Origin of the sequence: Pseudomonas sp. Ant30-3 (assembly GCF_000690905.1) — a bacterium.
GTDB lineage: Bacteria > Pseudomonadota > Gammaproteobacteria > Pseudomonadales > Pseudomonadaceae > Aquipseudomonas.
The window spans coordinates 36,009-56,743 of sequence record NZ_JMCL01000080.1; the positions used below are offsets into that span (position 1 = coordinate 36,009).

At 60.5% G+C, this 20,735-nt stretch carries 14 protein-coding genes and 1 pseudogene; 10 read left to right on the forward strand and 5 right to left on the reverse strand.

Annotated elements, in window-relative coordinates; translation table 11 throughout:
* Nucleotides 1–38 precede the first annotated feature (38 nt).
* The 4 genes and pseudogenes from ampD to DU29_RS1000000133805 all read left to right on the forward strand — a co-directional run bounded on the left by ampD (nucleotide 39) and on the right by DU29_RS1000000133805 (nucleotide 3,775).
* Nucleotides 39–614 (forward strand): 1,6-anhydro-N-acetylmuramyl-L-alanine amidase AmpD, encoded by a 576-nt coding sequence (gene ampD / locus DU29_RS0119235; protein WP_028623141.1) that lies wholly within the window; start codon nucleotides 39–41, stop codon nucleotides 612–614.
* Complete coding sequence (gene ampE, locus DU29_RS0119240; RefSeq protein ID WP_028623142.1) at nucleotides 611–1,447, forward strand: regulatory signaling modulator protein AmpE; 837 nt, start codon at nucleotides 611–613, stop codon at nucleotides 1,445–1,447. Before ampD ends, ampE begins: the two co-directional genes overlap by 4 nt.
* A 1,266-nt stretch (nucleotides 1,448–2,713) precedes the next feature.
* Nucleotides 2,714–2,917: pseudogene (locus tag DU29_RS1000000133800) on the forward strand (HAMP domain-containing protein); the annotation flags it as partial.
* A gap of 153 nt (nucleotides 2,918–3,070) precedes the next feature.
* Nucleotides 3,071–3,775 carry a methyl-accepting chemotaxis protein gene (locus DU29_RS1000000133805; protein WP_442961320.1) on the forward strand — a complete coding sequence of 235 codons (705 nt, stop codon included), beginning with the start codon at nucleotides 3,071–3,073 and terminating at the stop codon, nucleotides 3,773–3,775.
* A gap of 129 nt (nucleotides 3,776–3,904) precedes the next feature.
* Here DU29_RS1000000133805 and DU29_RS0119250 read toward each other — a convergent pair whose 3' ends face one another.
* Nucleotides 3,905–4,681: a TatD family hydrolase gene (locus DU29_RS0119250; RefSeq protein WP_028623144.1), complete on the reverse strand. Its 777-nt coding sequence runs from the start codon at nucleotides 4,679–4,681 to the stop codon at nucleotides 3,905–3,907.
* A gap of 3 nt (nucleotides 4,682–4,684) precedes the next feature.
* On the reverse strand, nucleotides 4,685–5,680 hold the full coding sequence (gene cra / locus DU29_RS0119255) for a catabolite repressor/activator (RefSeq protein WP_028623145.1): 996 nt from the start codon (nucleotides 5,678–5,680) through the stop codon (nucleotides 4,685–4,687).
* Nucleotides 5,681–5,968: 288 nt separating this feature from the next.
* On the opposite strand from cra, the gene ptsP reads away from it, so the two are divergent.
* The 4 genes from ptsP (at nucleotide 5,969) to DU29_RS0119275 (ending at nucleotide 12,124) form a co-directional block, all read left to right on the forward strand.
* Nucleotides 5,969–8,830: a phosphoenolpyruvate--protein phosphotransferase gene (gene ptsP, locus DU29_RS0119260; protein WP_028623146.1), complete on the forward strand. Its 2,862-nt coding sequence runs from the start codon at nucleotides 5,969–5,971 to the stop codon at nucleotides 8,828–8,830.
* Nucleotides 8,830–9,771: a 1-phosphofructokinase gene (gene pfkB / locus DU29_RS0119265; protein WP_028623147.1), complete on the forward strand. Its 942-nt coding sequence runs from the start codon at nucleotides 8,830–8,832 to the stop codon at nucleotides 9,769–9,771. Before ptsP ends, pfkB begins: the two co-directional genes overlap by 1 nt.
* An 11-nt stretch (nucleotides 9,772–9,782) precedes the next feature.
* Nucleotides 9,783–11,522 (forward strand): PTS fructose-like transporter subunit IIB, encoded by a 1,740-nt coding sequence (locus tag DU29_RS0119270; RefSeq protein ID WP_028623148.1) that lies wholly within the window; start codon nucleotides 9,783–9,785, stop codon nucleotides 11,520–11,522.
* Nucleotides 11,523–11,710: 188 nt separating this feature from the next.
* Nucleotides 11,711–12,124 (forward strand): hypothetical protein, encoded by a 414-nt coding sequence (locus DU29_RS0119275; RefSeq protein WP_152635564.1) that lies wholly within the window; start codon nucleotides 11,711–11,713, stop codon nucleotides 12,122–12,124.
* Nucleotides 12,125–12,200: 76 nt separating this feature from the next.
* Here the strand turns inward: DU29_RS0119275 and DU29_RS0119280 are convergent, their stop codons facing one another.
* Nucleotides 12,201–14,729 carry a PepSY domain-containing protein gene (locus tag DU29_RS0119280; RefSeq protein WP_028623150.1) on the reverse strand — a complete coding sequence of 843 codons (2,529 nt, stop codon included), beginning with the start codon at nucleotides 14,727–14,729 and terminating at the stop codon, nucleotides 12,201–12,203.
* 242 nt (nucleotides 14,730–14,971) lie between these two features.
* Nucleotides 14,972–17,287, reverse strand: coding sequence for a TonB-dependent receptor (locus DU29_RS0119285; protein ID WP_028623151.1), 2,316 nt, complete (start codon nucleotides 17,285–17,287; stop codon nucleotides 14,972–14,974).
* Between the two features lie 207 nt (nucleotides 17,288–17,494).
* Here DU29_RS0119285 and DU29_RS0119290 point away from each other — a divergent pair, with 207 nt between their 5' ends.
* Nucleotides 17,495–18,175 (forward strand): Fe2+-dependent dioxygenase, encoded by a 681-nt coding sequence (locus tag DU29_RS0119290; RefSeq protein WP_028623152.1) that lies wholly within the window; start codon nucleotides 17,495–17,497, stop codon nucleotides 18,173–18,175.
* Complete coding sequence (locus DU29_RS0119295; RefSeq protein ID WP_028623153.1) at nucleotides 18,172–18,939, forward strand: tetratricopeptide repeat protein; 768 nt, start codon at nucleotides 18,172–18,174, stop codon at nucleotides 18,937–18,939. Before DU29_RS0119290 ends, DU29_RS0119295 begins: the two co-directional genes overlap by 4 nt.
* Before the next feature lie 157 nt (nucleotides 18,940–19,096).
* Here the strand turns inward: DU29_RS0119295 and DU29_RS0119300 are convergent, their stop codons facing one another.
* Nucleotides 19,097–20,260 (reverse strand): type III PLP-dependent enzyme, encoded by a 1,164-nt coding sequence (locus DU29_RS0119300; protein WP_028623154.1) that lies wholly within the window; start codon nucleotides 20,258–20,260, stop codon nucleotides 19,097–19,099.
* Between the last annotated feature and the right edge of the window lie 475 nt (nucleotides 20,261–20,735).

Genomic DNA, 20,735 nt, shown 5'->3' on the forward strand with positions numbered 1-20,735 from the left:
TACTGAGCGCCAACACTGTCGTCGCTGAAGGAACCTGTATGCAGTTGGACCCCGCGAGTGGTTGGTGTCAGGAAGTGCAATCGTGCCCCTCACCCAACTTCAATGCGCGCCCCACGGACGAAATTTCCCTGCTGGTGATTCACAACATCAGTCTGCCTCCGGCGCAATTTGCCACCGGCAAGGTGCAGGAATTTTTCCAGAACCGGCTGGATGTCACAGAGCACCCCTACTTTGAGGGGATCGCTGACCTACGGGTGTCTGCGCATTTTCTGATAGAGCGAGACGGCACCGTCACCCAGTTTGTCTCTTGTCTTGAGCGCGCCTGGCATGCCGGCGTTTCGTGCTTTGAGGGGCGGGAAACCTGTAACGATTTTTCCATAGGCATCGAACTCGAAGGCACCGATGATCTGCCGTTCACCGATGCGCAATATGCTGCGCTGACGGCATTGACCGTGCTGTTGCAAAGGACCTTCCCGGCGATCACCACGCAACGCATTTGCGGGCACAGCGACATCGCGCCGGGGCGCAAGACCGATCCGGGGCCGGCGTTCGACTGGGTTCGCTATCGCGCTGCTTTGGCACAGGCTGTAAAGGAAAAAGAGGAAGGACAATGAGTTTTCTGGTGTTGCTGCTGGCGGTCTGGGTCGAGAAATTCTCGGCACTGCGCCATCGGATTCAACGTGACGGCGGCTGGGTGCGAGAGCTGCACAAGCTCGAATCCAGTACGCGTATGGCGCCCCGTCCCTGGCTGATCCTGACGATTCTGGTGTTGCTGCCGGTGGCGTTGCTGGGTCTGTTGTTGGTGGTGCTGGAACCGGTGGCATATGGGCTTCTGGCACTGCCGGTGCATTTGCTGGTGGTGATTTACAGTCTGGGGCGCGGCGATCTGCTGGCCGGCCTCGGACCGTTCCGCGACGCCTGGCGCCGTGAAGACCTGCAAGCGGCCGCGCACGTGGCCCAGCGCGACCTGGATATCGGCGCCGACAGCGGTGAACAATTGCTGGAGAAGGTTCAGGGCCATTTGCTGTGGGAGGGTTATCAAAGCTTTTTCGCCGTCATTTTCTGGTACATCTTGCTGGGGCCGGTCGCGGCATTGAGCTATCGACTGCTGGCGCTCGCCGAAGAGCACGGGCAAAACCCGGCGGTCGTGGAACGTGCGGGGCAATTGCGACATGCGTTCGATTGGGTGCCGGTGCGTCTGCTGGCCGCCAGTTTTGCCCTGGTCGGCAACTTTGTGGCGGTCAGCCGCGTGATGCTGCACGAACTGCTGAACTGGAACATTAGCGCCGCGCAATTGATCGAGAAAGTCGGTCTGGCGGCCGGTGAGATTCCCGCGCCGGTGGCGGGACCGGATGGCATCAACAGCCTCGACAACCTTTGGGAATTACTGCTCCGCGCAGCACTGCTCTGGTACGCCGGCTTCGCGCTGTGGACAGTTCTCCCCTGAACACCACAAATCCGTAGGAGCCGGCTTGCTGGCGAAGGCATCAACGCGGTGTTCCTGAAGCACCGAGGCGCAGCCATCGCCAGCAAGCCGGCTCCTACGGCCCGTGTTGTCACGCGCAGCATGTAATAGGCAGGTCCGTTCCCTTCAATGGCGGGACTCGCTTGGCCCCCGTTAACCTTAAGTTACAAAACCTCCTGCCGATTTAAGCTATACAGAGCTGGCGCAAAATAGTGGCTATCTGCCGCTGGTCTGCGCCTGCCATATAAAAACAAGAAAAATCAGAAAGGGAGACTTCCAGTGAAGAGCTTGCTCTATCCCGCCGTTGCACTGATGAACCGCCTGAGCTTCGGCATGAAGTTCAGCCTGATCAGCGTGCTTTTTCTCATCCCGATGCTGGTCACCAATTTTTATCTGGTGCGCGATTCCTATCGCGAGTTTCAGGGTACCCAGGTCGAACTGCAAAGCCTCGACCTGCTCGGTAGCAGCCTGACCCTGCGGCGTGATCTGGAAACCCTCAACAATCTGGTGCAGATCAACGTCTACCTTGGCCAGGCCGGCAAGGCCAGTAATGTCGAGGCGCAAATCGGCAGCCTTGAGCAAAGTGTGTTGGCGCGTCTTGAGGGGCTGACGGCCATGACCACCGATCCGGAGCAGATCGCGGTTTTCGATGCCAAGCGCGATGAAATGATCACTGCGTTCAAGGTTCAGCAAACGGAAAACTCCCTGCAAAGCAAAAGCGCGCTGATCGGCAAGTTGCTCGGCAATGCGCAGATTTTCAGTCAGATCATCGCCAGTCAGGCCGGTTTGAGCCGCGACCATCAAAGTGACATACGCCAGCTCAGCGAACTGATCACCCACACTACGCCGGCAATCACTCAAACCCTGGGCGATGGTCGGGCGATGGGCTCCTACTCCCTCGGCCAGGGCTTTCTCAACTCGTCTTCGAGCACCCGTTTCGATGAGTTGATGGCGCAGATCGAAAAGCTGCAGGCCGAGTACGGCCTGAAGTTGCAGGACGCGCTGGGCTCAAGCAAAGCGGCGCGCGAGCATTTGAGTGCCCCTGCGCAAGGCAGCCAAGCGTCGCTCAAACAGGCCAGTGACCTGTTCGAAGAACAAGTGGTGATGGCCGATACGCTGGATGCACCGTGGCAGGCCTTTTACGATCAGGTCACCGGTCTCATGGACCAGACCTACCAACTCAACGAAGCCACTCTGAAATTTCTTGGCACGCAGTTGCAACATCGGCTGGAGCAGAACCGCACTCACATGATTCTGCAGGCCGTCGCGTTGTCGGCGGTGTTCGTGCTGATTTTCTATCTTTACGGTGGCTTCTACGCGTCGACCCGCACCACCCTCAGGCGTCTTGGGGCGGTGATGGACAAGGTTGCGGCAGGCGACATGACGGTGACGTTCAGTGCCAACAGCCGTGATGAACTCGGCGAGTTGGGCGAGGTGTTCAACGGCACCGTGAAGAAAATTCACGACCTGATCGAGCGGGTCGGGCAGACAGTAGAGGAGGTCGAGCGTCAGGCCGGGCAGGTCGAAAGTGTCTCCTCCCAAAGTAACCAGGCCGTGGCGGGGCAGCGCTCGCAGATCGAGCAAGTCGCTACGGCGATGAACCAGATGTCGGCCACTTCGCTGGAGGTGGCGCGCAGTGCTGCTGCGGCCGTCAGCAGCGCTCACAGCGTCAACGACGAGACCCTCAGCGGTCGCACGCTGGTGGAGTCGCAACAGGGCAGTATTGCCGCACTGGCCAGCGAAATCGATCAGTCGGTGCTGGTGATCAATCAACTGGCCAGCGACAGCCAGTCGATCAGCCGCGTGCTGGAAGTGATCAAAAGCATCGCCGAACAAACCAACCTGCTGGCGCTCAACGCGGCCATCGAGGCGGCGCGCGCCGGTGAGCAGGGGCGAGGTTTTGCGGTGGTGGCGGACGAGGTGCGCACGCTGGCCAAACGCACGCAGCAGTCGACCGAGGAAATCGAGCAGATGATCGCCAAGCTCCACAGCGGTGTCGGCGCGGCGGTGAAAGCGATGGGCAGCAGTCATCAAATGGCCAATGGCACGGTCGGGCAATCGGAAAAAGTCCAGCAGGCGCTGGACAATATCCTTGGCGCCGTCGGCATGATCGTCGATCAGAACCAGCAGATTGCCGCTGCGGTGGAGCAGCAGACCGCCGTGGCGCATGACATTGATCAGAACATCGTCGAAATCAACCGCGCGGGCGAGCGCACGGCTGAAGGCGCGCACCAGACCGAAGATGCCAGCCGGGCGTTGTCTGTGCAGGTGGTGGAGCTGAAACAGCTGATCAGTGCGTTTCGGGTTTAGTTTGCCAACCGGTTTACTTGTGGGAGCGAGCCTGCTCGCGATGGCGGTGTAACAGTCAACAAAGAAGCTGACTGTTATGCGCTCATCGCGAGCAGGCTCGCTCCCACAGGATTTGTGTGGGGCAGCAAGTTACCAGTTGAACACCTCACACGCATTCGCCGTGCTGACCGCCGCCAACTGCTCGGGACTCACCGCCATGATCCCCGCCAGTGCGGTGCAAATCGCCGGCAAATGCACCGGGCTGTTGCGTTGGCCGGGGAACATCACCGGCGCCATGTCCGGCGAGTCGGTTTCCAGTACCACTGATTCCAGCGGCAATTCTGCCAGCACGCGGTGCATGCGCAGCGCTTGCGGCCAGGTCGCGGCGCCGCCGAGGCCGAGTTTGAAGCCTAACTTGATGTATTCGCGGGCTTCCTCCCTGCTGCCGGCGAACGCGTGGATGATGCCTGCGCGCTTCAACTTGAAACGCTTGAGCGTCGCAACCACCGCTGCATGGCTGCGCCGCACATGAATCAACGCCGGTAGATTGAAGTCCGCCGCCAGTTGCAGCTGTGCTTCGAACAGCGTCTGCTGCCGTTCGCGATCAAGCGATTCGATGAAGTAATCCAGACCGATTTCGCCCACTGCACAGAGCTGTCGATGTCCGGCGAGCCGCGTCAGCCAATCGGCGAGTTCGGACAAATGTTCAGGCCGGTGATCATCCAGAAATACCGGGTGCAGACCAAACGCCGCGTGCAGGTCCGGATCGCTTTGAACCAGTTCCCAGACCCGCTGCCAATTGCCCTGATCAACGCCCAACACGACGATCTTGCGGACACCGACGGCGCGACTGTCGGCGAGCAGCGCCGTGCGATCGGCATCGAAGTCCGGAAAATCCAGATGCGTGTGGGTGTCGATCAGCTCCACGAGCTACTCCTGATGGATACGCTGCTTGAACGTTCGCGCAATGGCGTGCACCCCGGGCTGATAGTCGGATTGCTCAATGGCGGCCAAGGCCAGGTCCAGCGCTTTGTCGGCGATCAACTGATGCTGCTGGGCCATGGCATTGACCGGCAGCGGCAGAAAATCCAGCAGTTGCGTGTCGCCGAACGTGCCAAGACGCAGTGGTCGGTTCTTCAGCGGGAAATCGTGCAGGGCATCGAACACACCCTGAAGCAGCACGTAGGACGTCGTCACCAACGCGTCCGGCAAATGGCCCAGGCGTTGAAGCAATTCTTCCATCAGTTGTTTGCCGCACTCGCGGCTGAACGATTCCGCATGTTCGATGAGGATGTCGCCGGTGAAGCCGGCCAGCGCCTCTTTGAAACCAGCGGCGCGTTCCTGACTGATGCTCAGTTCAGGCCGCGCACCGATCAGGACGATCTGCCTGGGCAGCGGCTCGAGCAAACTGCGCGTGAGTTGCAGGCTGGCTTCACGGTCGTCGCTGATCACCGAGCAGAAATGCTCGGGCTTCATGACCCGGTCGATGGCAATGATTGGAGTGCCCTTGGCCTGCAACTGACGATAACTGTCATCGTCAGCCGGCAGGCAACTGGCGACGATCAACGCGTCGCAACGACGGGCGCGAAACAGTTGCAGCAACTGCCGTTCGCTGCCCGGGGCGTCATCGGAGCTGGCAATCAGTAATTGATAGCCGCGCGCCCGGGCGCCTTGTTCCAGCAATTTGGCAATGCGCGCGTAACTGGGGTTTTCCAGGTCCGGCAGGATAAAGCCCAACGTCCGAGTGTGCCGACTGCGCAACCCGGCGGCTTGCGGGTTGGGCGTGAAGCCATGCTGTTCGACCACCGCGCGCACGCGCTCCACGGTGGCGCTGCTGATCCGCTGCTGCTGGGCCTTGCCGTTGATGACATAACTGGCGGTGGTCACGGACACGCCGGCCAACTGTGCGATATCACTGAGTTTCAACTCGGGTTTCCTTGTTTTGTCGAGCTTGCCCGATAGTTTCGCCAATCCTAACCGATTCACGCACACGACCACTGTCGCAACGCTTCCGACAAGTTGGACTTCAAGGATGGGACATAATCGAGTAACGTGCCAATCATTCTAGATTAAACGTTTCAGCATTAGCGTTTTCTACCAGATAAGGGCATTTGGCCGGTTCTGCCGTGAAACCGCCAAAAGTGAAGCCCAAGCGCCTAAGCTGAAACAGTCAAAACAATACCTGGCGTCATCAGGCGCCAAAAAGGAGAACGCATGCTCGAGCTCACCATAGAGCAGATATCCATGGGCCAGTCGGCCGTGGACAAGCCCGCCGCGCTGCAATTACTGGCTGCACATCTGGTCGCCGACGGCCTGGTTGCCGAGGGTTACCTCGCCGGGTTGCAAGCGCGCGAGGTGCAGGGCTCGACCTTTCTCGGGCAAGGTATTGCCATCCCCCACGGTACCCCGGAGACCCGCGATCAGGTGTTTTCCACCGGCGTGCGCCTGATGCAGTTTCCCGAGGGCGTGGATTGGGGCGATGGTCAGATCGTTTATCTGGCGATCGGCATTGCGGCCAAATCCGATGAGCACCTCAGACTTCTGCAACTGCTCACCCGCGCTCTTGGCGAGACCGATTTAGGTCAGGCTCTGCGCCGTGCCGGTTCCGCCGAAGCACTGCTGAAACTGCTGCAAGGCGCGCCGCAGGAACTGGCGCTGGATGCGCAGATGATCGGCCTCGGTGTGTCCGCTGACGACTTCGAAGAACTGGTCTGGCGCGGCGCCCGTTTGTTGCGCCAGGCCGATTGTGTGAGCAATGGCTTCGCGGCCGTGCTGCAACAAGTCGAAGCGCTGCCGCTGGGCGACGGCTTGTGGTGGTTGCACAGCGAGCAAACGGTGAAACGTCCGGGGCTGGCCTTCGTCACTCCGGACAAACCGATGCGCTACCTCGGTCAACCGCTGAGCGGTCTGTTCTGCCTGGCCAGCCTGGGTGAAGCGCATCAGGCATTGCTCGAACGTCTGTGCGCGTTGCTGATCGAGGGGCGCGGCCACGAATTGGGCCGTGCGACCAGCAGTCGAAAAGTCCTCGAAGTGCTTGGCGGCGAACTACCCGCCGATTGGCCGAGTGCGCGCATCGCCCTGGCCAATGCCCACGGTTTGCACGCACGACCAGCGAAAATCCTCGCGCAGTTGGCGAAAAGTTTTGACGGCGAAATTCGCGTGCGGATTGTCGATGGCCAGGACAGCGCGGTATCGGTGAAGAGTCTTAGCAAGCTGCTCAGCCTTGGCGCCCGTCGCGGTCAGGTGCTGGAATTCATTGCCGAGCCGAACGTTGCCGCCGATGCGTTGCCGGCCTTGCTGGCTGCGATCGAAGAAGGCCTCGGCGAAGAAATCGAGCCATTGCCTGCCGTCAGCCAACAGCCCGAAATGCTCGCAGACATCGCCGAAGTACTGCTCGCGCCGGCGTCCGGCAGCCTGGTTCAAGCGATCCCCGCGGCCCCGGGCATCGCCATCGGCCCGGCGCATATTCAAGTGCAGCAAATCATCGAATACCCGCTGCGCGGCGAATCGGCGACCATCGAGCGCGAGCGACTGAAGCAGGCGCTGGCGGACGTTAGACGCGACATCGAAGGACTGATCGAACGCAGCACCTCCAAAGCGATTCGCGAGATTTTCATCACGCACCAGGAAATGCTCGACGACCCGGAATTGACCGATGAAGTCGAGACCCGCCTCAAGCAAGGAGAGAGCGCCGAAGCAGCGTGGATGGCGGTGATCGAAGCCGCTGCGAAACAACAGGAAGCGCTGCAGGATGCGTTGCTGGCTGAACGCGCCGCCGACTTGCGTGACGTTGGTCGCCGGGTGCTGGCGCAACTGTGCGGCATCGAAAACCCGGGCGAGCCCGAGCAACCGTACATTCTGGTGATGGACGAAGTCGGTCCGTCCGACGTTGCGCGGCTTGATCCGGCACGTGTAGCTGGCATCCTCACCGCACGCGGCGGCGCCACCGCGCACAGCGCCATCGTCGCCCGTGCGCTCGGGATTCCGGCGCTGGTGGGGGCGGGCGCAGCCGTGTTGCTGCTGGCGCCGGGCACGCCGTTATTGCTCGACGGTCAGCGCGGTCGCCTGCACGTGGACGCCGACGCGGCCACCCTGCAGCGCGCCACGCAAGAGCGCGACACCCGTGAGCAACGCCTCAAAGCGGCCGCCGAACAGCGTAATCAACCGGCACTGACCCGCGATGGTCACGCGGTGGAAGTGTTCGCCAATATCGGTGAAAGCGCTGGCGTGATCAGCGCAGTCGAGCAGGGCGCTGAAGGCATTGGCCTGCTGCGTACCGAACTGATTTTCATGGCCCACTCGCAGGCGCCGGACGAGGCCACCCAAGAAGTTGAATACCGTCGCGTCCTCGATGGCCTCGCAGGTCGGCCGCTGGTGGTGCGCACGCTTGACGTCGGCGGCGACAAACCGCTGCCTTACTGGCCGATCGCCAAGGAAGAAAATCCGTTCCTCGGCGTGCGCGGCATTCGCCTGACCTTGCAACGTCCGAAGATCATGGAAGCGCAACTGCGCGCCTTGCTGCGTGCCGCCGACAACCGTCCGTTGCGGATCATGTTCCCGATGGTTGGCAGCGTCGACGAGTGGCGCCAGGCGCGAGACATGACCGAGCGTTTGCGCCTGGAAATCCCGGTCGCGGATCTCCAACTGGGAATCATGATCGAAGTGCCTTCAGCGGCGTTGCTGGCGCCGGTGCTGGCCAAGGAAGTCGACTTTTTCAGCGTCGGCACCAATGACCTGACCCAGTACACCTTGGCCATCGACCGTGGCCATCCGACCTTGTCGGCCCAGGCGGACGGTTTGCACCCGGCGGTTTTGCAACTGATCGACATCACCGTGCGAGCGGCGCACGCCCATGGCAAATGGGTTGGCGTCTGCGGCGAGCTGGCGGCCGATCCGCTCGCGGTGCCGGTGCTGGTCGGCCTGGGTGTCGATGAATTGAGCGTGTCGGGGCGCAGCATCGCCGAGGTCAAGGCGCGCATCCGCGAACTCAGCTTGACCCAGTCTCAAACCCTTGCCCGACAGGCCCTGGCCGTCGGCAGCGCAAATGAAGTGCGCGCATTAGTGGAGGCCCTGTAATGGCCAGGATTTTAACGCTGACCCTCAACCCGGCGCTCGACCTCACGGTCGAATTGCCGCGTCTGCAGCCCGGTCAAGTCAACCGCAGTGAAGCGATGCACACCCACGCGGCCGGTAAAGGTGTCAACGTCGCGCAAGTGTTGGCCGACCTCGGGCATCAGCTCACGGTCTGCGGTTTTCTCGGCGAGGACAATCAGCAAGCGTTCGAAGCATTGTTCGCCAAGCGCGGGTTTGTCGATGCCTTCATCCGCGTCCCCGGCGAGACCCGCAGCAATCTGAAACTCGCGGAAAGCGACGGCCGTATCACCGACATTAACGGCCCCGGGCCGATGGTCAGCGACGCGGCGCAACAGGCGTTGCTGGATCGTATCGACCAGATCGCGCCGGGGCATGACGCGGTGGTCGTCGCCGGCAGCCTGCCGCAAGGCATCAGTGCGCAGTGGTTGCAGGCGTTGATCGTGCGCTTGAAAGATCTCGGCGTGCGGGTGGCGCTCGACACCAGTGGCGAGGCCTTGCGCGCAGCGCTTGAAGCCGGACCGTGGCTGATCAAGCCCAACACCGAAGAGCTTGCCGATGTGCTCGGCATCGAGGTGACTTCGGTGACGGCGCAAGCGCAGGCCGCGAGTCGTCTGCACGCCCAAGGCATCGAGCACGTAGTGATTTCCGACGGCGCCGAAGGGGTGAACTGGTTCAGTGTCGGCTCGGCCCTGCATGCCACGCCGCCCAAGGTCACTGTCGCCAGTACGGTCGGTGCCGGCGACTCGTTACTGGCCGGCATGCTCCATGGTCTGCTCAGTGCCGACACGCCTGAACAGACCCTGCGCACCGCCACGGCGATTGCCGCGCAGGCGGTCACCCAGATTGGTTTCGGAATCGCCGATGCGGCGCAATTGGCGCAGCTCGAACAGGGTGTGCGCGTGCGTCCCCTGACAGAACAATAAGAGGGTTTGTGATGAAGTTAGCCATTGTTACGGCCTGTCCGAACGGCATGGTCACCAGTGTGCTGTGCGCCCGTTTGCTTGACGCTGCAGCGCAACGTCAGGGCTGGAGCACCAGCGTAGAAGTGGTGGATGCGGCGCATCCCGAGCGCGAGTTGTCGGCGGCCACGATTGAGGCGGCCGAGTGGGTATTGCTGGTCGCCACCGGAGCGGTGGACATGACCCGGTTCGTCGGCAAACGCGTCTTTCAGATTGCCCCGGCGCAAGCCCTGCAAGATGTCGAAGCAGTGCTGCGGCGCGGTGCAGAAGAGGCGCAGGTTTACGTCGCGCCCGATGCGCTCGACGCACCTGAAACCATCGTCAAGAATGCACCGCGTCTGGTCGCTATTACGGCGTGCCCGACCGGTGTAGCCCACACCTTCATGGCGGCCGAAGCCTTGCAGCAAGCGGCCAAGCGTCTGGGTTATGACTTGCAGGTCGAGACCCAGGGCTCGGTCGGCGCGCGCAATCCACTGAGTGCGGCAGCGATTGCCGATGCCGACGTGGTGCTGCTGGCGTGCGACATCGAAGTGGCGACCGAGCGTTTTGCCGGCAAGAAAATCTACCGCTGCGGCACGGGCATCGCCCTCAAGCAAGCCGAAGCGACGCTGAACAAAGCCTTGGCCGAAGGTCGTCAGGAGAGCGCGGCAAACGCTGGAACAGGTCCGGTTAAACAGGAGAAAACCGGCGTCTACAAACACCTGCTGACTGGCGTCTCGTTCATGCTGCCGATGGTGGTGGCGGGCGGTTTGATGATCGCGTTGTCGTTCGTCTTCGGCATCAGCGCCTTCAAGGAGGAGGGCACGCTGGCCGCCGCGCTGATGCAGATCGGTGGCGACACCGCGTTCAAGCTGATGGTGCCGCTGCTGGCGGGTTACATCGCCTACTCGATTGCTGACCGTCCGGGCCTAGCGCCGGGAATGATCGGTGGCCTGTTGGCGAGCACCCTGGGCGCCGGGTTTATCGGCGGGATCATTGCCGGTTTCATCGCCGGGTATGCGGCGCAGGCGATCAATCGTTATGCGCGTTTGCCGCAGAGCCTGGAAGCGCTGAAACCGATTCTGATCATCCCGTTATTTGCCAGCCTGTTCACCGGCCTGGTGATGATTTATGTCGTCGGCAAACCGGTCGCCGGCATGCTCGCCGGGCTGACGCAGTTCCTCGACAGCATGGGCACCACCAATGCGATTCTGCTCGGTGTGTTGCTGGGCGGCATGATGTGCGTCGACCTCGGCGGGCCGATCAACAAGGCGGCTTATGCCTTCTCGGTGGGGCTGCTGGCCTCGCAGAGTTATGCACCAATGGCCGCGACCATGGCCGCCGGTATGGTGCCGCCGATTGGCCTGGGCATCGCCACGTTCATCGCCCGGCGCAAATTCGCTCAGACCGAGCGCGAGGCCGGTAAGGCCGCGTTGGTGTTGGGCCTGTGCTTCATCTCCGAAGGCGCGATTCCGTTTGCCGCCAAGGACCCGTTGCGGGTGATCCCGGCGAGCATTGCCGGCGGCGCGCTGACCGGTGCCTTGTCGATGTATTTCGGCTGCAAACTGATGGCGCCGCACGGCGGGCTGTTCGTGATGCTGATCCCGAATGCGATCAACCATGCGCTGCTTTATCTGCTGGCGATTGTGGCGGGGAGTCTGGTGACGGCGGTGGCGTATGCGTTGCTCAAGCGGCCTGAGGTTGTCGAGCTGGCGGCGGAACCCGTGAGCGTTTGATACAAGAACTTGAGGAGCAAGGTGATCGCTTTCGGTGAAGTATCGTCCTCACTTCACCGGGGCAATGTATTTCTGCGTTTTTTATATCGAATCAGCTTGAAGATCTGTCATTTATCACAGGTGTTTGTAGCTCGTGTTTATCTGAAGCTTGCAGGGAGGGGCATTCGGATAAACAGTCGGGGTAAACAATGACGCTTATTAATATTCAACCAGCAGCATCATTCAAGGCAGCTGTGTCCTTGATCGTCTGTGCATTTTCGCTGTCAGCCTGCACCAACGACAATCAACCCAGCGCAGCATTATGCAATGGGGAGTGGGGGATGGCGGGAGCTTATTACTGCGATATAGCCCCTATCGGCGGAGGCACTTTTCTATGCGTTTTTTTAGGAAAAGACAATGACTCCAACGGTGTCTATCAAAGCGGCACTGCAGACAGATGTCGGATCGACGATCACAAGGACATTTCCTGCGACGAAATGTGTAAACGGAACAACAACTGCTCGAAGGTCGTCTGTCTTGGCCAGAAAGAGGATGACGAGATCAAGTCGCGAGGCAAGCTCGAAGAGCCCGCTCCACAGGGTAAGCTACCAGAATCGCGCTGAGCTGTGTTTGAGTGCGGGGTAACCCTGACATCACGTTTCGCGCGGCGTCAGGGGGCTCCCGAACGGTGGCATTGCGTCAGTAAACATCCCGCCGGTAACGGCCCTGCTCAATCAGGCGATCGACTTCTTCAATGCCGAGCAGTTCGTTCAGCGCGTGATCCACGCCCGAAGCCATGCCCTGCAAGCTGCCACAGATGTAAATTACCGCGCCGTCCGCCAGCCATTGCTTGAGCACATCAGCCGACTCGCGCAGACGATCCTGCACGTAAATCTTCTCTGCCTGATCCCGCGAAAACGCCAGGTCCAGCCGCTCCAGATCGCCCGAAGTCAGCCATTCCCCCAACTCGTCGCGGCACAGGTAATCGAATTCGCGATTACGTTCGCCAAACAACAGCCAATGGCGTTGTTGCCCATCGGCGATACGCGCCTTTAGCAAACTGCGCAACCCCGCCAGGCCGGTGCCGTTGCCCAGCAGAATCATCGGCACCGGTTCGACCGGCAGATGGAAGCCGCTGTTGCGCCGCACCCGCAGGCTGATGGCGCTGCCCACCGGTGCGTGTTCGGTCAGCCAGCCTGAGCCGATACCGAGGCTGCCGTCGGGGTGCAGTTCCTGACGCACGATCAGCTCCAGCACACCGTCGGCAGCAATCGAGGCGATCGAGTATTCGCGCATCGCCAATGGCACCAGCGCATCGACCAAGGCTTGCGCATGCAGGCCGACCAGGTGAGTTCGATTCTCCGGCAATTGCCGAGTGGCGAGCGCTTGCTCCAGCGGTTGTGAGAAACCCTCCAGCGTCACCGCCGCGCGACCATCGATCCCCAAGCCATCGAGGAAATGTTCGATCGCCCACGGGCAGTTGCGCGGCAGGACTTCCACCAGGTCACCGGCCAGCCAGCTGCTGGTGGTCGGAGCGCTGAGGCCGAGCAGATAGACCGGCCCGCCGCTGCTGCCAGGGTTCATCAACTCGCGGCGGGTGAGCGTCCAGTTGTCGTAGCTGGGTGCCTGCCAGGTGTCTACGGGCGCCTGTCCGGTCAGCAGGCCGAGTTGCTGCTGCCAGTGACGCAAAGCGTAGGGGTCGCCGCAGTCGACTTCCACCGGGGCGAACAGATGCTTGCCGCCGTGTTCGCTAAGCCAGGTGTGCAGGCGTCGAGCGAAACCGCAGAAATGCTGGTACTGCCGGTCACCCAGTCCGAGCACGGCGTAGTTGAGGCTGCCCAGGCTCGAGGCCCGGCTCAGCACTTTGCGTTCGAACCCACGGGCGCTGTCGGGTGCTTCGCCGTCGCCGAAGGTGCTGACCACGAACAGCGCGTTGCTTGAGTCCAGCAGATCCTGCTCGCTGACTGTCGCCAATGGCTGAACCTTCACCGGCAGTCCGGCGGCCTGTAATTGCCCGGCGGTCTGCCACGCCAGTTGTTCGGCAAACCCGCTCTGACTGGCAAAACCGATCAGCCATGCCGGTGTGTCGCTGCCCGGTTGCACAAGGCCTTGGCGCGCGTCCCTGATCTGCTTTTTCTTGCGTCGACGATCCAGGTAGAGCAACCAGCCGGTGATGAAAAACAGCGGCATGGTCAGCGCGCTGATCGTCAGGATGATCCGCCCGATCATGCCGAAATAACTGCCGACGTGCAGCGCGTAGATACTGGTCAGCAGTTGCGCCTTGAGGCTTTTGTCGCTGTAGCGATCGTGACGTTTGACGATGCCGGTCGCCGGATCAAGGCTGATCTGGTTCAGCGCGCGGTCATGCGGCGAGGAGTTCAGCAGGTAGAACACCGTGGCTGGTTGGCCGGCCACGGGTGGCATGCGGATGTTGTAGGAGCTCAATGCCGGGCCGGCAGCGCTGTAGATGCTGCTCCACATCGCCGCGTAATCGGCGGTTGGCGCCGGACCACTCGGCGCCGGGCCGCGACCACCACGAACACGCTCGCTCTTTGGCGAATCGGAAAGTAGACGGGTCAGGCCTTTGTTGTACCACTCGTAGGACCACGACAAACCCGTCAGTGCGGCCAGCAGGTAAAACATCAGGCACCAGGTGCCAGCGACCGAGTGCAGGTCCCAGTTGAAGCTACGGCCTTTTTTCTTCCAGTCGAGGGTCAGCCAGGCGCGCCAGTTTCTCCACTGGCGTGGCCAGCGCAGGTACAGGCCGGACAGGCAAAAGAAAATCAGGATCAGCGTACAGGCACCGGTGATTTGCCGACCGGTGTCGCCGATGGCGAGGAAGCGGTGCAGACGTAGCATCAGGCCGAAGAATTCCTGGCCCGTGGCAGCGCCCATGAATTCGCCGGTGTAGGGATCGAAGTAACGCATCTCGCCACGCCGCTCGCCGGGCGGCGGGGTGAAGAACACCCGCGCGGCATTGCCGCTGTCGGTCTCGACCGTGAGCATCGAGACTTTCTTGCCGGACGCGCCTTCGATTTTTTCCACCAGTTCGGCGGGCGGCAGGACGCCGGCAACCTGCTTCTCGACCTGCAACACCGAGGGGTTGAGTGCGCGCAGGATTTCATCCTGGAACGACACCGTCGCTCCGGTGATGCCCATCAGGGCCAGGACCAGCCCGGCACTGATGCCGAAGAACCAGTGCAACTGGAACAGGGTTTTCTTCAACACATCACTCGCCTTGTTCGTTCGAAAATGATCATCACGGCGGGCATTATGCCGTGGGTTGTCGAGAAGCTTGGTGTTTACGCACAAAAGCCCCGTTCATGCAGATGAACGGGGCCTGGCTCTGATCTGCGATCCATGTAGGAGTGAGCCTGCTCGCGATAGCGGTGTGTCAGCCAACATTGATATTGCCTGACCCACCGCGATCGCTGGCAAGCCAGCCCCTACTTGGGTTGCGTGGCTGACAATCAAAAGTGGAAGTTGGTGCTCACCAACGCTGTACGGCCCGCCGCCTGATTGGCGAAGTGGGTCGAGAACGCTTTGTCGTAGTAGGTTTCGTCGGTCAGGTTCTGCACGTTCAGCTGCAGGTCGAGATTTTTGCTGACCTTGTAGCTGGCCATGGCGTCGTAACGCACATAGGAGTCGACCATGGTGGTATTCGCTGTGCTGCCGTACACGTCGTCGACATAGAACGCGCCGCCGCCGATGGTCAGCTTCGGCGTGATGGCGTAAGTCGTCCACACGCTGGCGCTGTTCTTCGGCGTGTTAGGCAACTGGTTGCCGTCGTTCGCTGCACCCAATGGGCCACCGTCAACCTGCTTGCCGTCGAGGTAGCTGTAACCGGCGAACACTTGCCACTGTTCGGTGATCTTGCCGGTGGCCGACAATTCCAGACCGTCGACGCGGGTGGTCCCGGCGTTCTCGTACGAAGTGGTATCGACCTGCACGCGAGCGTTGTCTTTCTCGGTGCGGAAGATCGCAGCGGTCAGCGACAGACGATCATTGAGCAGGTCCCACTTGGTACCGATCTCGTAGTTCTTGGTGGTTTCCGGCTCCATGTCGCTGCTCAGCAGATTGCCGGCCCGATCGGTGGAACCGCCCAGCGGATTGCCTTCCTGACCTTCGCCCAAGGTCGCGCCCGGTGGCGTTGCCGACGTGGCGTACGACGCATAGATGCTGCCGTTCTCGGTAGGCTTGTACACCACGCCGAACTGACCGGTGACGAACTCGCTGACGTCGTCGCCCTTGGCGGTGGTGGTGCCGGCGGCGTTGTAGGTTTTGTAATCGGTGTCGAAATGGTCGTAACGCAGGCCCATGTTCACCAGCCATTGCTCGGACAACTCGAGGGTGTCGAAGGCGTACAGCGCGTAGGTATCGGACTGCGTGTCGGTGCCGGCGTAGTTGCGCGAGATCGCACCATTCCAGGGATCGTTCGCGTTCGGGTTCGACAGCGAGGTGCAGTTGTAACCGCTCGGCGCACCGATGATTGCCGGACGGCAGTTGGTGGTGACGGCAGCTGTCGCCGGCGTCGTATCAGTGTTGACGTTGTAAGAGGATTTCTCGCTTTGTTCACGGCTCAATTCGATGCCGGTGGAGAAGCTGTTCTTGAAGCCGGCGACGTACACATCACCAAACAGATCGGTCTGGTTGGTGGTGGTCTGAGTATTGCTCACGCGGGTATTCGCCCGACGCCAGACGGTGCCGTTGTTGACGTTGCCCTTGCTGTCGTCCGGCTGGGTGAGGATGTAATCCTGCATGCTGTTGCCGTGGCGCAGGGTGTTCTTGACGGTGAGCGCGTCGCTCAGATCATGCTCGATGGCGAAGGTCGCGGTGTCGGTGCGGCCCTTGCGGAAATCGCGGCCCAGGCCATAGAAGTTGCTGTCATCGCCACCGGCATAAGGCTTGTCCGGGTTGGATTTTGTGCGCCCTGCGGAACCTGCTACAGGAATGGAATACGGAATGCCCGAGTCCGGCGTGTCGTTGCTTTCCAGATGGTAGTAATCGAGGTTGACGCGAGTGTCGGTGCCCAGGCCGAAGACCAGCGATGGCGCGACGCCCCAGCGGTCGTAATCGACGCTGTCACGGCCGGCGACGTTGCTTTCGTGGCTCATCAGGTTCAGACGGCCAGCGGCGGTGTCGGTGAACTGATAGTTGCCGTCCATGGTGTAGCGCTGGGTCTGATCGGAACCCCAGGTGAAGCCGCCATCGAACGAGTTGCCAGCGTGCGCCTTTTTGCTCACCAGGTTGATCGTGCCACCCGCCGCGCCACGGCCACCGATGGCCGAGTTCGGACCCTTGCTGACTTCGATGGACTCAACAGCAAAGATCTCGCGGCTCTGCGAACCGGTATCGCGTACGCCATCCAGGTAGGTGTCGCCCTGGGCATCAAAACCACGAATGAACGGACGGTCGCCCTGCGGGTTGCCACCTTCACCGGCACCAAAGGTGATGCCCGGCACAGTGCGCAGCGCGTCCTGCATGTTGAGCGCACCGGTGTCCTTGAGCACTTGCTGCGGGATCACCGTGACCGAACGCGGCGTGTCCACCAGCGGCGCGGTGTACTTGGGTGAGGAAGCTTTTTCGACGTTGTAGCTGGTCTCGTCCTGGGTCTCGCCGGTGATGGCGGTCGCGTCCAGGGAAATCGCATTGGTCGGCGCTTTGTCGTCAGTCTTCTCGGCGGCGAAAACCATGTGGCCTGCGGAGCCGGCGGTGATAGCCACGCCAATTGCAGAGGCGAGCAAACGCGGTGAGCTGACAGGTAATTGTGGTTGTTGGCGTGACATGCGGAATTCCCCTCCCCAAGGATTTGAGGTCGCGGAATATAGGGTAGACGCGTATCGGTATCAATTGCGAAACGTTACTATTTGCACTGAATTTACATTCTTTACATTTTGCCCTTACGGTTTTGGATGATTCGTTCGTCGCGATGGTTTTACATGGGCAATAAGAATCAATACCATTGCCATCCTTTCGATATCAGGTGTCGTCTCATGCTGCTGCACATTCCCGGCCTGTTCGCTAAAGAAGAAGTGCAGCGTATCCGTGAGGCACTGGAACAGGCGGATTGGGCCGACGGCAAAATCACCGCGGGTTTCCAGTCCGCCAAGGCCAAGCACAATCTGCAGTTGCCTGAGGGGCATCCGCTGGCCAAGGAAATTGGCGCGGCAATGCTGGAACGGCTGTGGAAAAACCCTTTATTCATGTCGGCAGCGTTGCCGCACAAGGTCTTCCCGCCGTTGTTGAACTGTTATACCGCCGGTGGCAGTTTCGATTTCCACATCGACAATGCCGTGCGCCAGCCCAAGGGCAGCATCGAGCGCGTACGCACCGATCTGTCGGCGACGCTGTTCTTCAGCGAGCCCGAGGATTACGACGGCGGCGAACTGGAAATCCAGGACACTTACGGCACCCAGCGCGTGAAGTTGCCCGCCGGTGACATGGTTCTGTACCCCGGAACCAGCCTGCACAAGGTTAACGCGGTCACACGTGGCACACGCTTCGCTTCATTTTTCTGGACGCAAAGTCTGGTACGCGAAGACAGCCAGCGGGCGCTGCTGTTCGAGATGGACGCAGCGATCCAGCAACTGACCCGGGACGTGCCGGACCATCCTTCGCTGATTCGCCTCACCGGTACGTATCACAACCTTTTGCGCCGCTGGGTCGAGGTATGACGTTTCAATTGCGCCGCGAAGAAGTGCTTGATGGTGATCAGCTGAAATCCATGCTTGAGGAAAGCCCGGCGCGGGCGGCTCAGGCCATTCTGATGGCTGCCGGTGAAGGGGTGGTCGATGCCCAAGCGTTGCTCGGGCAGATTCTGTTGGACGGACGTGGCATTTCCCAGGACCAGCCGCTAGCCGTGCGCTGGTTCAACATTGCCGCGCAGCGCGGGCATCTGATGGCGCGCAACATGCTCGGGCGTTGTCATGAGCATGGTTGGGGATGTGTGGCGGATGCTGCGGTGGCTGCGCGGCATTATCGAATGGCAGCCGAAGCCGGGCTGGATTGGGCGATGTATAACTACGCAAACCTGTTGGCGACCGGCCGCGGTGTGACGGCCGACCCGTTGCGGGCGTTGAACCTCTATCGTCGGGCTGCGGAACTGGGCCACGGCAAATCGATGAATCTGCTCGGGCGTTATCTGGAGGAGGGCCAGGTTTGTCCGGCTGACCCACCAGCTGCACGCGATTGGTATCGACGCTCGGCGCTCGCCGGAGATTTTCGTGGGCAATTCAGCCATGCCGCAGTGCTGGCGGATGAAGGTTTTATCGATGAGGCAATGGTCTGGTTGCGTGCGGCGCTGGCCGGCGGAAATCTGAATTTCCTGCGGGTGGCGAGTAAAGCCTTATTGAATGCAGCCGATCCGCAGATTCGCACTCTTGCCACCGACTACGATCAGCGTCACGCCGAGCTGAAGCTGGAATCCGATCGCTTGTAGGAGCCGGCTTGCTGGCGATTGACGAACACGCGGTGTGTCTGGTGTACCGCGGGGTCTGGATCGCCAGCAAGCCGGCTCCTACGGGGATTGCGTTTAATTCCATATACAAAAAAAGCCCATGACAGGTCATGGGCTTCTGATTTTTACGTGCAGCGCTTTACAGGTAAAACGACTTCAGCGGCGGAAAGCCATTGAATTCCACCGCGCTGTAACTGGTGGTGTAAGCACCGGTCGACAACCAGTACAAACGATCACCAATGGCCAGGTTCAGTGGCAAACCGTACTTGTAGTTTTCATACATGATGTCGGCGCTGTCGCAGGTAGGGCCGGCGATGACGACTTCTTCCACTTCGCCTTTCTTCTCGGTCCAGATCGGAAACTTGATGGCTTCGTCCATGGTTTCGATCAGGCCGGAGAACTTGCCCACATCCGTGTACACCCAGCGCTCTACGGCAGTACGGGATTTGCGCGCCACCAGCACCACTTCGCTGACCAGAATACCCGCGTTGGCAATCAACGAACGGCCGGGCTCAAGAATGATTTCCGGCAGGTCATCACCGAAATCTTCCTTGAGGAAACGGATGATTTCTTCAGCGTACGTTTCCAGGCTGTTGGTGCGGGTGATGTAGTTGGCCGGGAAGCCGCCGCCCATGTTGATCAACTTGAGAACGATGCCGTCTTCTTCTTTCAGACGCTCGAAAATAACTTTGACCTTGGCAATAGCCGCGTCCCAGACGCTGATGTCACGCTGTTGCGAGCCGACGTGGAACGAGATGCCGTACGGCACCAGGCCCAGGTCCCGAGCGAGAATCAGCAGGTCCATGGCCATGTCGGTCTGGCAGCCGAATTTGCGCGACAGCGGCCAGTCAGCCGTGGTCGAGCCTTCGGTGAGAATGCGCACATAGACTTTTGAACCCGGCGCAGCCTTGGCGATGTTGCGCAGGTCGGCTTCGGAGTCGGTGGCGTATAGGCGCACGCCCTTCTCGTAGAAGTAACGAATGTCTTTGGATTTCTTGATGGTGTTGCCGTAGCTGATGCGATCCGGGCCAACGCCCTGATTCATCACTTTGTCGAGCTCGTAAATAGAGGCGATGTCGAAGTTCGAGCCTTTTTCCTTGAGCAGATCGATGATTTCAACGGCCGGGTTGGCCTTGACCGCATAGTAGACCTTGGCGAATTCGAAACCGGCGCGCAGATCGTCATAGGCCTTGCTGATCATCGCGGTGTCGATCACCACGAACGGGGTTTCCTGCTGGTCGGCGAACGCTTTCATTTTCTGAAAGGTATCGCGCGCAAAATAGTCATCGACGTTGATCGACATGCTGGGGGATCTCCTGCTGGCAAACTTGAATGAACAATGGGTGCAATGAACGTCCTCCGTATCCCCACTTTGGTTCGCCTACTTCCCAAGGCATGTCGCCGAAAGCAAAAAGGCCACGGGAGGCGGTGCTGCCCTTGGCCTTGCTGTCTCGTCGTCAGTACTTGAGCCGGATGGATCGTTTCCAGCATGGACGTTCGGCGCGAACTTTAGGGCGTGAGGGGCTCGAGATCAACAAAAAATGTCGCGTTTTTGCACGGTTCCGTCGTGCGGTCGTGATCAGCTATTGATGTAACCGACCGGCATGACAGAGTGATGTCCCCGTAGGGAATATGCACCGCGTCCATTGTGGCGAGGGGATTTATCCCCGCTGGGTTGCGAAGCAGCCCCATAAACTGCAACTACGGCGTGTCTGATACACCGCATTCTTTAGTTTTGGGACTGCTCCGCAACCCAGCGGGGATAAATCCCCTCGCCA

What these genes read in the sequence shown, in the direction of transcription:
- ampD (WP_028623141.1), top strand. Translation starts at nt 39, where the DNA reads ATGCAGTTGGACCCCGCGAGTGGTTGGTGTCAGGAAGTGCAATCGTGC.
- ampE (WP_028623142.1), top strand. Translation starts at nt 611, where the DNA reads ATGAGTTTTCTGGTGTTGCTGCTGGCGGTCTGGGTCGAGAAATTCTCG.
- DU29_RS1000000133805 (WP_442961320.1), top strand. Translation starts at nt 3,071, where the DNA reads ATGTCGGCCACTTCGCTGGAGGTGGCGCGCAGTGCTGCTGCGGCCGTC.
- ptsP (WP_028623146.1), top strand. Translation starts at nt 5,969, where the DNA reads ATGCTCGAGCTCACCATAGAGCAGATATCCATGGGCCAGTCGGCCGTG.
- pfkB (WP_028623147.1), top strand. Translation starts at nt 8,830, where the DNA reads ATGGCCAGGATTTTAACGCTGACCCTCAACCCGGCGCTCGACCTCACG.
- DU29_RS0119270 (WP_028623148.1), top strand. Translation starts at nt 9,783, where the DNA reads ATGAAGTTAGCCATTGTTACGGCCTGTCCGAACGGCATGGTCACCAGT.
- DU29_RS0119275 (WP_152635564.1), top strand. Translation starts at nt 11,711, where the DNA reads ATGACGCTTATTAATATTCAACCAGCAGCATCATTCAAGGCAGCTGTG.
- DU29_RS0119285 (WP_028623151.1), bottom strand. Translation starts at nt 17,287, where the DNA reads ATGTCACGCCAACAACCACAATTACCTGTCAGCTCACCGCGTTTGCTC.
- DU29_RS0119290 (WP_028623152.1), top strand. Translation starts at nt 17,495, where the DNA reads ATGCTGCTGCACATTCCCGGCCTGTTCGCTAAAGAAGAAGTGCAGCGT.
- DU29_RS0119295 (WP_028623153.1), top strand. Translation starts at nt 18,172, where the DNA reads ATGACGTTTCAATTGCGCCGCGAAGAAGTGCTTGATGGTGATCAGCTG.
- DU29_RS0119300 (WP_028623154.1), bottom strand. Translation starts at nt 20,260, where the DNA reads ATGTCGATCAACGTCGATGACTATTTTGCGCGCGATACCTTTCAGAAA.